Origin of the sequence: Prevotella heparinolytica (genome assembly GCF_004342845.1) — a bacterium.
GTDB classification, from domain to species: Bacteria; Bacteroidota; Bacteroidia; order Bacteroidales; family Bacteroidaceae; genus Bacteroides; species Bacteroides heparinolyticus.
In genome coordinates this window covers 86,974-101,927 of the sequence record NZ_SLXB01000011.1, presented here as the reverse complement: position 1 = coordinate 101,927, position 14,954 = coordinate 86,974, and the positions used below count along the sequence as shown (strand labels likewise).

General features: G+C 46.6%; 11 protein-coding genes and 2 tRNA genes. 4 read left to right on the top strand and 9 right to left on the bottom strand.

What is annotated here, in order from left to right:
- Positions 1 to 122: 122 nt before the first annotated feature.
- A complete protein-coding gene (locus EV202_RS07395) occupies positions 123 to 812 on the bottom strand; it encodes a response regulator transcription factor (protein WP_106040050.1) in 690 nt (229 codons plus the stop codon).
- 20 nt (positions 813 to 832) lie between these two features.
- Complete coding sequence (locus tag EV202_RS07390) at positions 833 to 2,329, bottom strand: sensor histidine kinase (protein WP_131926429.1); 1,497 nt, start codon at positions 2,327 to 2,329, stop codon at positions 833 to 835.
- 198 nt (positions 2,330 to 2,527) lie between these two features.
- On the opposite strand from EV202_RS07390, the gene EV202_RS07385 reads away from it, so the two are divergent.
- Positions 2,528 to 3,394, top strand: a complete 867-nt coding sequence (locus EV202_RS07385) for a GLPGLI family protein (protein ID WP_131926427.1) — start codon at positions 2,528 to 2,530, stop codon at positions 3,392 to 3,394.
- A 2-nt stretch (positions 3,395 to 3,396) separates the two neighbouring features.
- A complete protein-coding gene (locus tag EV202_RS07380; RefSeq protein WP_131926425.1) occupies positions 3,397 to 5,925 on the top strand; it encodes a carboxypeptidase regulatory-like domain-containing protein in 2,529 nt (842 codons plus the stop codon).
- On the opposite strand, the gene EV202_RS07375 is transcribed toward EV202_RS07380, so the two are convergent.
- The 6 genes from EV202_RS07375 to EV202_RS07350 all read right to left on the bottom strand — a co-directional run bounded on the left by EV202_RS07375 (position 5,897) and on the right by EV202_RS07350 (position 12,415).
- A complete protein-coding gene (locus EV202_RS07375) occupies positions 5,897 to 6,595 on the bottom strand; it encodes a phosphatase PAP2 family protein (RefSeq protein WP_106068340.1) in 699 nt (232 codons plus the stop codon). The two genes, EV202_RS07380 and EV202_RS07375, sit on opposite strands and share 29 nt — an antisense overlap.
- A 2-nt stretch (positions 6,596 to 6,597) precedes the next feature.
- Entirely contained in the window at positions 6,598 to 8,511 is a 1,914-nt protein-coding gene (locus tag EV202_RS07370) for an LTA synthase family protein (protein ID WP_131926423.1), read from the bottom strand.
- A gap of 126 nt (positions 8,512 to 8,637) precedes the next feature.
- Complete coding sequence (gene fsa / locus EV202_RS07365) at positions 8,638 to 9,294, bottom strand: fructose-6-phosphate aldolase (protein WP_106040045.1); 657 nt, start codon at positions 9,292 to 9,294, stop codon at positions 8,638 to 8,640.
- 155 nt (positions 9,295 to 9,449) lie between these two features.
- On the bottom strand, positions 9,450 to 11,447 hold the full coding sequence (pulA, locus tag EV202_RS07360; protein WP_131926421.1) for a type I pullulanase: 1,998 nt from the start codon (positions 11,445 to 11,447) through the stop codon (positions 9,450 to 9,452).
- Between the two features lie 96 nt (positions 11,448 to 11,543).
- Positions 11,544 to 12,113: a crossover junction endodeoxyribonuclease RuvC gene (gene ruvC, locus EV202_RS07355; protein WP_106040043.1), complete on the bottom strand. Its 570-nt coding sequence runs from the start codon at positions 12,111 to 12,113 to the stop codon at positions 11,544 to 11,546.
- Positions 12,110 to 12,415 carry a DUF4286 family protein gene (locus EV202_RS07350; RefSeq protein WP_106068337.1) on the bottom strand — a complete coding sequence of 102 codons (306 nt, stop codon included), beginning with the start codon at positions 12,413 to 12,415 and terminating at the stop codon, positions 12,110 to 12,112. Before EV202_RS07350 ends, ruvC begins: the two co-directional genes overlap by 4 nt.
- Positions 12,416 to 12,522: 107 nt before the next feature.
- Between EV202_RS07350 and EV202_RS07345 the strand changes: the two genes are divergently transcribed.
- Positions 12,523 to 12,596 (top strand) — tRNA-Ala (locus tag EV202_RS07345).
- Between the two features lie 990 nt (positions 12,597 to 13,586).
- On the opposite strand, the gene EV202_RS07340 is transcribed toward EV202_RS07345, so the two are convergent.
- Positions 13,587 to 13,674 (bottom strand) — tRNA-Ser (locus EV202_RS07340).
- A gap of 184 nt (positions 13,675 to 13,858) precedes the next feature.
- Here EV202_RS07340 and pheS point away from each other — a divergent pair.
- Complete coding sequence (pheS, locus tag EV202_RS07335; RefSeq protein ID WP_131926419.1) at positions 13,859 to 14,893, top strand: phenylalanine--tRNA ligase subunit alpha; 1,035 nt, start codon at positions 13,859 to 13,861, stop codon at positions 14,891 to 14,893.
- The last annotated feature ends 61 nt before the right edge of the window (positions 14,894 to 14,954 follow it).

Here is a 14,954-nt window from a genome sequence, read left to right as displayed (position 1 = left end):
CAACGACATCAGCATCTCATGGGCAACGACATCAGCATCTCATGGGCAACGACATCAGCATCTCATGGGCAACGACATCAGCATCTCATGGGCAATAGAAATATCTGCTTCATGGTTTCCCGTCACACCCCCATAACGACAAATACATACCCTTTCTTCATCAGCGACTCAATCTTTACAGTCGGGTCGTTTTTCAAAGCCTTTCGCAGATAGGAAATCTGAACATTCAGAGCAAGGGAATTGGCATAAGAACTGTTGCCCCACACAAGTTCCAGCAGTCTGTCGCGACTGACGGAAGTGTTACGATTCAAGACAAGCAGGCGGAGGATGTCTGCCTGGCGGGAAGTGACCAGCACCTTGTTGTTTCCGGTGCGTATCTCGTTGGTGCTGTAATTAAATACGGAATTGCCGAAGGAGTAGGTCTCGTCTTCCACAACACCGGAAAGTTGCACGGCGAAGCGCTCGCGGATGCGTGCCATCAACTCTTCGGGATAGAAAGGCTTGGCCAGATAATCGTTTGCCTTCAGTTGAAAACCTTGCAGACGGTCCGCCTTGTCGCTACGGTCGGAGAGAAAGAAAATAAGGACGTGCTTATCCGTTTCCCGAATTCGTTCGGCCACTTCAAAACCGTTAAGGCCGGGCATATTGATATCGAGCAACACCAAATCGGGCTTGACACGGACAAACTGCTCAAGGGCGATGTTGCCGTTACCGGCATAAGTCACCTCGTAACCTTCTTTTTCGAGGAAACGTTTCAGCAGCATGGAGTACTTCAAATCATCGTCGGCAAAAAGTATCTTCAGGGATTTCATATTCAGTACTTGAGATTAGCTTATTGAGGTATGGATATTTCTATCGTCGTGCCCTTGTCCACCCGACTTGTCAGAGAGACAGTGCCCCGATGGGCTTCCACCAAGAGCTTGACGTAACTCAATCCCAAACCGATGCCGGGAAGGGCCTTGTCGGGAAGGTTACTGCTGCGATAGAACTTATCGAACACACGCAGTTGCTCGGACGCGGGGATGCCGATGCCATCGTCGGTGACTTTTATCGTAAGCCTATGGTCGTGCAACGCACAGTCGACAAGAATATGAACCGAAGCTCCCGAATACTTCACGGCATTTTCTATCAGGTTACTGACGATGTTGGAGATGTGCACCGGGTCGGCAGTGACGAGCAGACGGTCCGTAAAGCCGGTTGTAAATGCCACATGCTTGCCCTCGGGAGCATGCTGCAAGCGTATCAGCTTTTCCACAACCGGTTTCAAATCGAAAGTACTTACCGACAAGTGCGTTTGTTCATCATCGGCACGCGTCATGTCGCGAAGCTTTTGGAGATAGGCCGAAAGATTGTCCAGTTCGGACATGGAATCGCTCACTACCTCGTCCATGCTCTGCTCGTCCGTGCGCATGTTCTTGTCGCTGAGAAAAGCCACACACATTTTCAAAGCCTGCACCGGGCGCTTCAGTTCGTGTATCATCGTATTTACAAAGCTTTTACGCAACTCGTCGATGCGGCGTTGTTTCAGAATCGTTTTTATCTGCAACAACAGGCAGACGGCCAGCAAGAATATAAGGAACAGACTTCCGAGTAACTGCCGGCCCATACGAAGCAAAAGGGTATGAGGCCGAATCCGCACGTCTATCTGCACCAACTCGCGTTTCAACGGATTATAAGGATAGACTATGCGGAGAACCGGACGCAAACCATTGCCCAACCTTTCTACCGTTTCCGCCCATTGATAGAGGGTGTCCGGCCTCATCGTCAACTTCGTCTCAAAAGTCATGTCGCCCAGTTTCGCAGCCAGCACCGAATCGAAACGCTGCAAGGTGAAAGGCACATCCACTTGCAACTGATAGGCGTTTATCGCCTCAGTGAAGCTCATATCGAACAAGGCTTTATCATCTCCGTATATCACTATTTTCTCTTTATGGACAACACTATCTATCGATATGTTAAGGTTGAAGTCGGCGTCAGCGGTCTTGGCAATCTTCTTTATCGTCCGCAAAGAGTCGGCAAACGTGGAACCGATGATAAAGGTACGCGTATAGCACTCCTTCGCTTTTCCGGTCGCAGAATCCCTGTCCGCACGCATATCCACATTGGTATTGTAGAAAGAGACATTGGGCTTGATAAACACTTTCTTGGGCTGCATGCGGCGGACGGAATCGTTTACCGCCACGGCATCCATTACACACCGACGAATTTCTTCCTCATACTCTCCGTTCTTGTACTGATATTGATTCCATAACCAATACCCCTGCCCTGCCACAATCAGTATCATGGACGCGAACGACAATGCCCATATAATCTTTATTCTCCGTTCCATCTTTGCGATATTCCTTTTCTCCACAGTGGCAAAGGTAATCTTTTCAGGGAATCGGATGTACGTACGAGGCTCTCTTTTTTCTTTCGGAGTAATATCTCAGTAATAACTTTCCTGCTCCGGTACAATCTTTTCGTGTAGATTTGCGACAAACAGAAATATCAATCTGTTACCGATATCACCTTTAAAAACAACAAAACAATGAAAAAGAAAGCTTCACTCACCGCAATGCTGACCATAATAGCATTGGCTGCGCATGCACAATTCAGTATCAACATAGGCATGGGCAAGACCTTCCGAAAGGATACCATAGACCAAGCCGTGTTCATCGTTCAATACGAAGTAGACGGCTGTATAGACACGTTGAAAAAAGAACGCTTCAAAGAAACCATGATGCTGGAAGTAGGAAAGAAATCTTCCAGATTTTATAGCTATACGAAATATGTAAGCGATTCCGTGCTTGCCGCCGATATTGCCAATAACGTCTCCAAAGAAGTCATGATGGAGCATGCCAAACAATTCGGGAAAAGCAGACTTAATGAACAAACATACAAACGGTATCCGGTAGGAAAAGTCACCACGCTGAACGAAATAGCGGGAGACATCAGCAGGCTCCGTTGCGAAGAAACGGAAGAGCGTCCGCAATGGACCCTATCGGCAGACACGGCCACCATTATAGGTTATGTATGCAACAAGGCGGAATGCTTCTTCAAGGGAAGAAGATGGACGGCTTGGTATAGCCCGGAAATTCCTTCCGGTGAAGGGCCATGGAAACTGTTCGGCCTTCCGGGATTGATATTGAAAGCCGAAGACGGCGATAAGCATTACACCTTCACTTGCGCAGGTATAGAGCAATGTCGTTCTTATCGCCCCCTCCTCTTCAGTGGAAAAGATTATGAACCCATAAGCCGTAAAGCATACGATAAAATCCACGAAAGATACCATGCAGACCCGGTAGGCTTCATCACCGGCAGTATGCCCAACGTCAGTGTCACCGTACAAGACCAGCAAGGCAATAAAACGAGAAATCCGATGAATATACCCTACAATCCACTCGAACGAAGATAAACATGAAAACGACAATAAGAAAGTACTTACCGGTATATCTTGTCTTGTTTTCAGTAGCCGCACAAGCCCAAACCCTCAACGGCACGGTGACAGATGCCGAAACCGGTCAACCGTTGGAAGCTGTTGTAGTCAGCGTCATGCGCAACAACACGACGATAGACTATGCACTGACCGATGCCCAAGGCCGATATGCCTTGCCGTGGAAGTATAAAGACACATTGCAAGTCTGTGCTTCCTTATTGGGATATAGGAGAGAAGTCCGCCGAATAGCGGCAGCCGGAATACTGAACCTTTCCCTGCAATCCGAGGCCATTGCCCTGAAAGAAGTGCAAATACGCCCCGGACGAATCCATAGCCGCAAAGATACGGTACGCTATGACCTCTCGCAGTTTGCCTCCTCCAAAGACGTGCACATTAAAGATGTATTGAAGCGGTTGCCCGGAGTGGACGTAGAAGAAAACGGGCAAGTAAAGTACAAAGGCAAAGCCATCGACCACTTTCTGGTAGAAGGCATGGATGTGACGGGCGGACGCTACAACCAAGTGAACAACAACCTGAACGCCAAAGCCGTAAAGACTGCGGAAATCATGGAGAACTACCAGTCCTTAAAAACATTAAAGGGCAAAATAAGTTCCGACGAAGTGGCTCTGAACTTGAAGCTCGACCCGAAAGCCCGCGACCAGTGGATAATGAATGGCATGTTGGGAATGGGGCTGAGCAATGTCGTCGAAAAGGAAGAGGCTTCCAATGAAAATAAAGGCATCCTTTGGAAGGGCGCCCTCAATGCTTTGCAGTTAGGCAAGGGCAAGCAAAGCCTGTACAACTATAAGACAAACAACAACGGCACCGACTTGAGCAAAGAGCAAATGCTGTTTATAAACAACAACAGTACCAATTTCGATAACTCCTCTTTCCTCTCGCAACCCGGCATCAGTGCACCGCTCGATAAGAAACGCCTGCTCTTCAACCACACGCACACTGTCAACGGCAATCGCATGTACAAATGGAACGACGAGAAAAGTCTCCGCTTGCAAGCAGGATATACACACGACCAAATCGAACAGGAACGGAGCAACACACTGTCCTACTACCGGCCCGGCGACACCATCCGCATAGACGAGACGTATCACCATCGCCTGCTGAGCGACGATGCTTATGCAGAGCTTCATTATGAGGACAACAGTCCCAAGCACTATCTGAGCAACCGGTTCAGGGCAGAGGGAACAACAGAACGGAGCACTCTGCAAGAATTACACCAGAAAATACAAACCTCGCAACTGAAAGCCGACAACAGTTTCCACTTACTCCGCAACAAAGGAATGAATACGTGGGAGGTCAATTCCGCAATGCAATATACTCTTCTTCCCTCATCTCTGCAAGTGGCAGACGAGAAAGAAACGTATCGCCGGCAAAGCCTCCATACGGACAACAGCATAAGCTATCTGCGCAAACATAACGACTTCACACAGCAATATCGGGCAGGGGTGCAAGGAGAATGGGGCAGGCTCTCACAAGCCTCCGGTTGCCCGACCGACATCTCCAACCTTTCCGTCTATTTCACCCCTTTTTTCCAATTGGAACGAGGCAAATGGCAAGGTAACCTCACGCTTCCTTTCCGAGGAAAAAGATTCTTCAGCCAAAAGGAAAACTATCTTCTGTATGCCCCTTCCATCTATCTCCGTTATCAGATAGACTATCACTGGAAACTGACTTTCTTCAGCAGCCTGACCCGTTCTGCCGGAAATGGAACCGATCTTTATCGTCCCATTTACCGGACTGATTACCGGACTTGGCGCAATAACGGAACAACTCCCGTCAGCCTCAGCCAAAACTACCGGCTATACGGAGAATACAAGAATACCGTACAAGAATTTTTCATAACCGCTTCCCTTTATTATCAACACGCGTGGAAGAATGCGCTCTACGGACAAAGCATTTCGCAAGACTCCATTATCCACACACTTCATGATTTGCCCAACAGAACGGAATACTGGTCATTTACAGGCACACTCTCCAAAGGTTTTTATGACTGGCATCTGAAAACGTCGTTGAACTTCTCGCTGAACCGCAACACGGGGAAGCAACTCACCAACAAGTTGCTGCAAACATACCGGTACGACTACCTTAGAATAGAACCGAAAATAATCTGGCAACCTACCCCTAATCTGGAAGCCGAATATCATGCTACCGTCGGCTACGGCGGCAGCAAGATAGGCAATGGCACCCACCTCACTCCACTACTGAACTTCGTGCAACGCTTGTATCTCACCATGAGCTTCGGCAAGTTCGAACTCCGCCTTTCGGGAGAACACTATCGGAATGACTTAAATAGCAACACACATCTCAGCACAGTGTTCGCAGATGCATCGCTCGTCTATAAAAAAGGAAAATGGAGATTGGAAACCAACTTTAACAATCTCTTAAACAAGAAAGGATATGCCTATACACTCTATTCGGCCACACAAAGCAGCACCTCACGTCTGAATATCCGTCCGAAAGAGGTCATGATAACGGCAAGTCATCAGTTCTGAGCGTGCTTATCAGTGCATAAATAAATATTCCCACAATGGTTATTCCTCCTATCAATACAGGAGCATAAATGTGGACAACCTGCTGGGCATGTTTGTGACCGCTGACCTTCATAAACAAACGATACATGACATAGGCACCGGCCAGACCGACCAATGTGCCTGCCAGCAAATCACCGGGATAGTGCACACCGAGATAAACCCTTGAATAACAGGTGAGCAAAGCCCATAGAGCCATGAAAAGGGTAAGCCATCGCCTACGAAACAAAAAGAAGATGAAGAAAGCCAGACCGAAAGTGTTGGCTGCATGGCACGAAGGAAAGCCATAGCGTCCCCCACGGCGATTATTCACAAGATGCACCATCTCCGAAATAGGGTTTTCAAGATTGGAAGGACGCAAACGCTCTACATAGGGGCGTATCAATGTGGCACACACTTGATCGGCCAAAACAATTGTCAAAGCCAATCCCAGCACACAACATAAAGTGACCTTCCAATGAAAGCTGCGCAACATAACATACCAGATGGCCGCATACATAGGTACCCACACCCATTTGCCGCTATAAGCACTCATAAAATAGTCGAAAAACTCACTATGCATCCGGTTGAAGAAAAAGAAAACGTTTGTGTCCGCTTCCACCGCCTGCTGAAGAATATTCATGAATAATACCATACTTATCTTTGGGCTATATCGTCATACAATTTTTGCAGATAAGCCTGCCCAAGCGACAGGTTTTTACCTTTTGACTCCCCTTCGTCTACCACCACCTTGCCAGCCTGACAATCGTATATCACCTGATTCTCCTCCGTCACCATGCCGAAAGCATCGGGCACTGTGAAGAAAGCAAAATGAGGAACAGAAGGGTTCAACATATCTTTACTGAAAATAAATTCATTATGAGGCAAGCCTAACTGAGACAACAACGTAGCGGCAATATCATGTTGCGAACCATACACGTCAACGCGTTGCGGCTCGCGAACTGCACCGCCCACCATCAACAACGGTATTCGGTAACGTTCCAAAGAAAGATTGTCAACATGTTCGGGATAAGCCCCCAAATGATCGGGCACAAAAACTATCACCGTATTTTTCCATGCCGGCAACTTACGGAAGCGATTTACAAAGTCGCCTACACAACTATCCGTATAAGCAAATGCATTCAAACGATTGTTCTCCAGCCTACGATAAGGAACGTCAAAGGGTTCGTGACTGCTGGAAGTCTGCAATACATAGAAGAACGACCTTTGTTCCTCATTCGACACGAATCGTCCTTCGCTCCTTTCCGAACGTCGGGTCAGATCCTCCAGCAGACGATTGAATACCACATGGTCGTGTGCTCCCCACTTGCTCAAGCGTTCCGCTATAGGGAAGTCTTTGTCTGAAACTATATTTTCAAAACCTGACGACATGAGATAAGAACGCATATTCGTAAAATCGGCATCACCGCCATAATAGTATTTGGTTTCATAACCCGCTTTCTTCAAGCAGCCTGCAATGGCCGGAATAGACTGCGTCTTACGCGGATATTTCATGATACTTGTAGTGGGTTGGGCAGGATAACCGCTCAAGATGGACACCAAGCCACGGTCTGTACGGAAACTATTGGCATAGAAGTTTGTAAAAAGTACCCCCTCCTTGCTCAGGCTATCCAGATGTATGGCAATATCCGGTTCACCGCCCAGCGCTGTCATCAACTTGGAGGAGAAACTCTCCAGAATAACAAAAAGTACATTCGGACGTCGAGTAGTAAACAATGTATGCAATGAATCTTCAGGCTGCCGTAAGGAAACGGTTGTTTCGGCATTGTCCTCAAGCACAGACGGGTCGAGCAGGCTCTTGAAGATAGCATCGGCTTCTTCGGCCTTCATAAAGCGGTATTGCTTGCCGAAGTCTTTCTGCTTGGCGAGCGACTCCATCAGGCTGAATGCCGGATTGATGGCAGCATGATTCAGACGTTGATTAGCACTGTAATAGACCTTCCCCACGTTCATCGTAGAGACCGTAAAACCTCCGCGAATAGGTATAAACAACAATCCGGTCATCAGCAGCAATACACTGGATGTCCTCAAACGGTAGTAGGGTAATTTTATCTGCTGCCATTGCTTCTTTTGTAACAAAACGGCATAGAATAGACCATATATACATGCCGCATAAACAGCTATAGCAACTATTCCTCCCAACACCACCCAGACACTGACACTGGCTATTGCATCCTTAGGTGAAGAGAAAAAATAGAAAAGCGGCGTAGCATCCAATCGGAATCCCCAATATTCGTATAATCCTAAATCTACAATGAAGATAATGGAAAGCAGGATGGAAATGAAAAGGCAATAGCCACATCGAAGGCGATGAAGAAAACCGGACAGTGTCCAAGCGGAAGCAACAAAAAGAAAGCCGGGAATGGCGGTCAGATAACCGGCCAAAGAAAAATCAAGCGGTAATCCATGCCAAACAACACTCCACCAATCACTCCGTGAAACCTCGGAATACAACGATTGGTAGAATAGCATGAACAAAGGTTTTTGCAGTACAAAAATAAAGACGAACAAACAGTAAGTCTTTATAAATCCTATAAGCCTTTCTTTCATCTGTGTCTTATTCCATCTCTTAAACATGAGAGACAAAAGTAAATCTTTTTATTCTAATCCACACAGATATTGGTCTTTTTTTACGATAATAGAAAAGCTTATAGGATATTTTAAGAGCCAAGCCGATTAGTTGTTCACCCGCTTGTAGTCTTCAAGAAACTTCTTCAAGCCTGCATCTGTCAAGGGATGATTGAGTAATCCCTTGATGGCCGAAAGCGGACAAGTTGCCACATCAGCACCTACTTCAAGACACTGAATGATATGTGCCGTATGACGGATAGAAGCAGCAAGCACCTGAGTGGCATAACCATAGTAACGATATATCTCAACGATTTTGCCCACCAATGCAATGCCATCTTCACTGATATCATCGAGCCGCCCCACAAATGGAGACACATACGTGGCACCGGCTTTGGCAGCCAACAGTGCCTGTCCCACAGAGAAAATCAATGTACAGTTCGTGCGAATGCCTTTTTCCGAGAAATATTTGATGGCTTTGATGCCGTCGGCAATACAAGGTACTTTCACCACAATGTGGGGGTTCAAAGCTGCCAGCTCTTCTCCCTCCCGAATGATACCTTCGTAATCGGTGGCAATCACTTCGGCGCTCACATCTCCCTGCACAATATTGCAGATATCCACATAATGCTTACGCTGATTATCTACTCCTTTGATTCCTTCTTTGGCCATAAGCGAAGGGTTGGTTGTAACGCCATCGAGCACACCTAAATCATAGGCTTCCCGAATCTGTTCCAGATTGGCCGTATCAATAAAAAATTTCATGATATAATGGTTAAGATGGTTAACGTCACAAATATAACGATTTATATCATACAATCTTCGAGTGAATCCCTATTATTTCAATACCCAACCAAACGTACCTACGCTTTTTGCACCAAACTATTCAGAATGGGGAACAAAGCGAAATATCCGTCATATCACTTCCACAAGATCATTGCCGACTGTGCGGAGATGCCTATCTCGCCACCATACAATGTGCCTAATCCCTGCCGGTCGATGAACCCATCCTTGCATACCACGGTATATTTTCCTTCGGGCAAGGAAATGAGGGCACGTTCCTTGCGGGCATTGAGCACCACGATAATTTCTTCCCATCCGTCTCCGTTAGCATGGTCTTTCAGCCGGAAAGCAATCAGATTATTACCTTCTACCGGAAGAAATTCCAAATGCCTGCGTACCATATCGGCATCGCCCATACGGAAAGCCGGATGCGACTTACGCAGTTGTATCAAACCTTTGTAGTAGGCAAATACATCGGCATGCTGTGTCTTGCGACGCCAATCTATCGCATTTACGGAGTCAGGACTTTCAAAACTGTTATGTACTCCTTTCTTATCGCGCATTACTTCCTCACCGGCATAAATAAACGGAACTCCTTGCGAAGTAAACACTGCCGTTTGTGCCAATTTATCCAACTTCACCAATTCTTCGGGAGTTATGCCGGGAACACTCGCCTTAAGCCTGTCCACCAAACACATGTCGTCATGGCAAGACACATAGCCGATCATCTGCGTTGGTTGTTCTGCCCACGGAGCTTTACTGTAGTTCACGGAATCGTAATTGACTTGCGGATGCTTCACTGCGCCTGCAATACCGAACTTAATGCTCTCTTCTCCTCCCGGCAGACCAGCAAGAAAAGCCCCCTGATGATTATCATTGAACGGGCCACGCAATGCATCACGCATCTCATCAGAGAAAGCGGCAATGCCCGGCATCTTGTATGTGTTGGCTTTCATGGCCAAAGAATCTGCCGCCATCTGCGGAGCCGATGCAGCCCAACCTTCACCATATATAAAAACGGTGGGGTCGACAGCCGTTGCAGCCTTACGTATCTCGTTCATGGTTTCAATATCGTGAATGCCCATCAGGTCGAAACGGAAACCGTCGATGTGATACTCGTTCATCCAATACAGTACGGATTCTATCATATATTTGCGCATCATGGGACGATTGCTGGCTGTCTCATTTCCGCAAGCCGAACCGTCGGCATACGTTCCATCGGGTCGCTGACGATAGAAATAGCCGGGTGCCGTACGCTCGAAATTACTGTCGGACGTATTGTAGGTATGATTATAAACCACATCCAATACCACCCGGATGCCGGCTCTATGCAATGCCTGCACCATCTGCTTGAACTCACGGATACGTACTTCGGGCGTATAAGGGTCCGTGGAATAAGAACCGTCGGGCACATTGTAGTTTTGCGGGTCGTATCCCCAATTGTATTTGTTCTCACTCAACTTGGTTTCATCAACCGAAGCATAATCATAGGAAGGAAGGATGTGTACATGCGTGATGCCCAGTTCCTTGAGGTGGTCGATTCCGGTCGGCAAGTTGTCAGGGTTCACTGTGCCCGTCTCGGTAAGCGCCAAGAACTTACCTTTATGCCGAATGCCGGATAAAGAGTCTATTGAGAAATCCCGGTGGTGCATCTCATAGATAATCACATCTGCCGGAGAAACCAACGCGGGACGTTTGTCGTCTGCCCAACCTTCAGGGTCGGTAGTCCTCATGTCAATGATTGCCGCACGTTTGCCGTTTACGCCTACGGCACGAGCATTGATGCCCGGAGTATCACCCAACCATTTACCGTTGATTTTCACGTTGAAAGTATAAAATTTCCCTTTCATATCTCGCTCAACATCTGCCTTCCACGTCCCTTCTTCAGAAAGCTGCATTGAGATAGTCTCATAAGCATGTCCACCGTCTCCGGTTTCAAACAACATCAGACGAACTTCGTCGGCCGTAGGTGCCCATAGAGAAAAACGAGTCACGGTCGGGCTGTATTCCATCTCTGTGAGACTACCCGAACGTACCGGATATAATTCGTAAGAAGCATATTCCTTTTTGGCAGAAGCACAACCTGCAACAGTCGCTGCAGTTACTCCTATAATGGCTAAATCTTTCAGGTTCATAATCTTATTTTCAGTTCTTCGTAATAACGATGATGTCTCATGCTATTACACATTATTATATATGCTATTTAAATATCTTTTTCCGGATTTTCTGTTTCATTTCTTCACCTTGTCCGGATTCTTGGCTATAAAGTCTTTCCATCCGTGATAGTTTTTCTCTACTGCCGGACGCCCCATCTGCAGAAAATGGCAATAAGCAGCGGCAAGTCCGTCCGTTGCATCCATAAATATCGGCATATCTTCTTTTGAGATATGCAACATTCGCTGCAACATATCTGCCACTTGCTCTTTGGATGCCTGCCCGTTTCCGGTTATCGCCATCTTTATCTTCAAAGGCGCATACTCCGTGATCGGAATATCACGGCTCAGGGCAACTGCCATTGCCACACCTTGTGCCCGGCCCAGTTTCAACATAGACTGTACATTTTTTCCGAAAAACGGTGCCTCAATGGCCAACTCATCCGGCAGGTAGCCTTCAATGATCCCCAACACACGCTCATGAATATGCCGCAGTTTCAGATAGTGGTTGCTAAACTTGCGAAGGTCGATAATCCCCATAGCCACCATTTCAGGCTTCACTCCTTTCACGCACAATACGCCATATCCCATAATAGTCGTACCGGGGTCAATGCCCAGAATAATCTTCTCTTTGACCGGTTGTATCACTCCATAACCTCCATTAAAGTAGGAAAGCCGATAACTTTATCCTTAAATGTCCTTTGCAGTTCGCCATTCAGTTCTGCTCCTTGTTCCCGATGCCAACGGTGCAAAAGAGCAGAATCCCCCACCTCGAATTGAACAGAGAAGCAAACACTGCCCTTCTCTATGTGGCTCAATATACGTAATATCCGGGGAGCATGCAACATTCCTTTTTTTTCTACTTCAGGAAGATAATATTCCTGCATCCAAATCAAGAAGTTCTTCTCATCCCCTTCTTCAACATGATACGTTGTATTATATATCAGCATGATACGTTTTTTTTCAATTTATTCCGCAAACATAGCAATTATTTCAGAATAATGCATTATCTTTGCGCCATCAAAAAAGCAGAGCAACTCTGCAATCCCTAAAAAAAGGGGCGTTAGCTCATCTGGCTAGAGCGTAACACTGGCAGTGTTAAGGTGATCGGTTCGAGTCCGATACGCTCCACAATCCGCTTCCAAAAGCGGATTTTTTGTATTCCCCCTTAATTGACGCAGTTGCTAACTCGCATTAGAGCAATCTTAAGCCCACATCTCAGCAATCTTATGCCCACACCTAAGCAATCATATGCCCACACTTTAAGAACCGTAACCCCACACTTCAGAAAAGGTATGCCCACACTTTAGGAAACACCAGCCCACACTTTAGGAGAAACAAATCAAGAGAGAGGTATAGAGCACTAATATTTACTGAGTTCGGGATTAGAAGCAGGGCGATAACCTCGCACGGCGGCTTGTGCTTTAAAGCCAAACTGCATTGGTTATCAGGTGTTTACCCCTGTCTTATCAGACACTTGCGTCTGACGGCTCAAACACTTGTGTCTGTCACGTCAGAGACTTGTGTCTGTCAGCTTGGACACTTGCCTCTGTCACGACAAAGGATTGCAGCTGTCAAAACAGGACGAGGGCAGCCGGCCTGAAAGGCTTTCTTCTCTTCTGGCTAACTGCTGTGAACCGGTGCATCCAGGAAATATCCGCCGATAGGATGCAGCCCCTCATCTTCAGCAAAAGGAACAGCCTATCCCGAACTCAAGTAATATTTCTTCCCGAAGTGTTCCGCAAAAATTATTTCTGTCTTAATATAATGAAAGATACACCACGCACTTCCAATCCCGAAACTTTTCAGGAAAAGAAAAACATTTATTTCTTGGACAGCTCTCCTCCTCGCCTCAGCTCGCTATATAGATGCCCTCGGCTGGAAATATAGATGCAGCACGCTCGGCATATACATGCAGCGCGGTGGAGATATATCTCCATCAAAGCCATCATACAGATATCTCTCGCAAGGGATGCCTCTCAGCAAACACTTAGTACTAATTCTCAACAAAAAAAGCATCGTGATTGAACAGAACACTGAAAAACAAACCGGCATAAAAAAAGCATTCAAAAAAAGAAATAAAATCTTCTTTGAATGCCTAAACTTTATATCGTATTTCTGCGGAGAGACGGGGATTCGAACCCCGGATACCCTTTTGGGGTATACACGCTTTCCAGGCGTGCCTCTTCAACCACTCGAGCACCTCTCCTCTTCGGGGCGCAAAAGTAGAGCATTTTTTCGAACCTGCCAAATGTTTATGAAAATAAATAAAGTCCTTTAAAGACAAAAAACAAAGAACGACAAATTTAAGTACCTCTCATGGGAACGATGTCTTAAAGAAAATTGTATCTTTGCATCGTTTTCAACTTTGGATTAAAAAAGACAACGACAATATGATAGCGAAAATCAATCAGTTACTACAAGAAGTAGAAACTCTGAAGGCAACCAATGCCGAAGAACTGGAATTACTGCGCCTTAAATATCTCAGCAAGAAGGGTGCTATCAATGAGTTGATGACAGACTTCCGCAACGTAGCTGCCGAACAGAAGAAAGAGGTGGGTATGCGGCTGAATGAACTCAAGAACAAAGCACAAGAAAAGATTGCTGCATTGAAAGAACTATTTGAAAATCAAGACACCGACTGCGACGATCTCGATCTGACCCGTTCCGCCTATCCCGTAAAACTGGGTACGCGTCATCCACTGACAATCGTAAAGAACGAAATCATCGACATATTTGCCCGGATGGGTTTCAACATTGCCGACGGTCCGGAGATAGAAGACGACTGGCACGTATTTTCTTCCATGAATTTTGCTGAAGATCATCCCGCACGCGACATGCAGGACACGTTCTTCATTGCAAACAATACCGAAAATGTGTCAAACAATATCATCCTGCGCACACATACCTCCAGCGTGCAAAGCCGTGTAATGGACATTACCCAACCGCCCATCCGCGTACTGTGTCCGGGACGCGTTTACCGTAACGAAGCCATCAGTTATCGTGCACATGCTTTCTTTCATCAGGTAGAAGCATTGTATGTAGACAAAAACGTCTCTTTCACCGACTTGCGACAGGTGCTGTTGCTTTTTGCGCGAGAGATGTTCGGCAATGACACCAAGATTCGACTGCGCCCCTCCTACTTTCCGTTCACCGAACCCAGTGCAGAGATGGATATCAGCTGCAATATTTGCGGTGGCAAAGGCTGTCCTTTCTGCAAAGGAACAGGCTGGGTAGAGATATTGGGTTGCGGAATGGTAGACCCGAATGTATTGGAACTGAATGGCATAGACAGTAAGGTGTATAGCGGATATGCCTTAGGAATGGGTATCGAGCGCATTACTAACCTGAAGTATCGTGTCAACGACCTGCGTCTCTTCTCCGAGAACGACACCCGTTTCTTGAGAGAATTTGAATCGGCTTATTAGGCCATACAACTGTCAATATAAGGCATCCGCAGTTATAGGCAGGTTGCCATCCACATAATTA

Bases quoted from the DNA above. Each gene is read 5' to 3' on its own strand.
- EV202_RS07350 (WP_106068337.1), bottom strand. From the start codon at position 12,415: ATGCTGATATATAATACAACGTATCATGTTGAAGAAGGGGATGAGAAG.
- EV202_RS07375 (WP_106068340.1), bottom strand. From the start codon at position 6,595: ATGGTATTATTCATGAATATTCTTCAGCAGGCGGTGGAAGCGGACACA.
- EV202_RS07385 (WP_131926427.1), top strand. From the start codon at position 2,528: ATGAAAAAGAAAGCTTCACTCACCGCAATGCTGACCATAATAGCATTG.
- pheS (WP_131926419.1), top strand. From the start codon at position 13,859: ATGATAGCGAAAATCAATCAGTTACTACAAGAAGTAGAAACTCTGAAG.
- EV202_RS07390 (WP_131926429.1), bottom strand. From the start codon at position 2,329: ATGGAACGGAGAATAAAGATTATATGGGCATTGTCGTTCGCGTCCATG.
- fsa (WP_106040045.1), bottom strand. From the start codon at position 9,294: ATGAAATTTTTTATTGATACGGCCAATCTGGAACAGATTCGGGAAGCC.
- EV202_RS07370 (WP_131926423.1), bottom strand. From the start codon at position 8,511: ATGAAAGAAAGGCTTATAGGATTTATAAAGACTTACTGTTTGTTCGTC.
- EV202_RS07395 (WP_106040050.1), bottom strand. From the start codon at position 812: ATGAAATCCCTGAAGATACTTTTTGCCGACGATGATTTGAAGTACTCC.
- pulA (WP_131926421.1), bottom strand. From the start codon at position 11,447: ATGAACCTGAAAGATTTAGCCATTATAGGAGTAACTGCAGCGACTGTT.
- EV202_RS07380 (WP_131926425.1), top strand. From the start codon at position 3,397: ATGAAAACGACAATAAGAAAGTACTTACCGGTATATCTTGTCTTGTTT.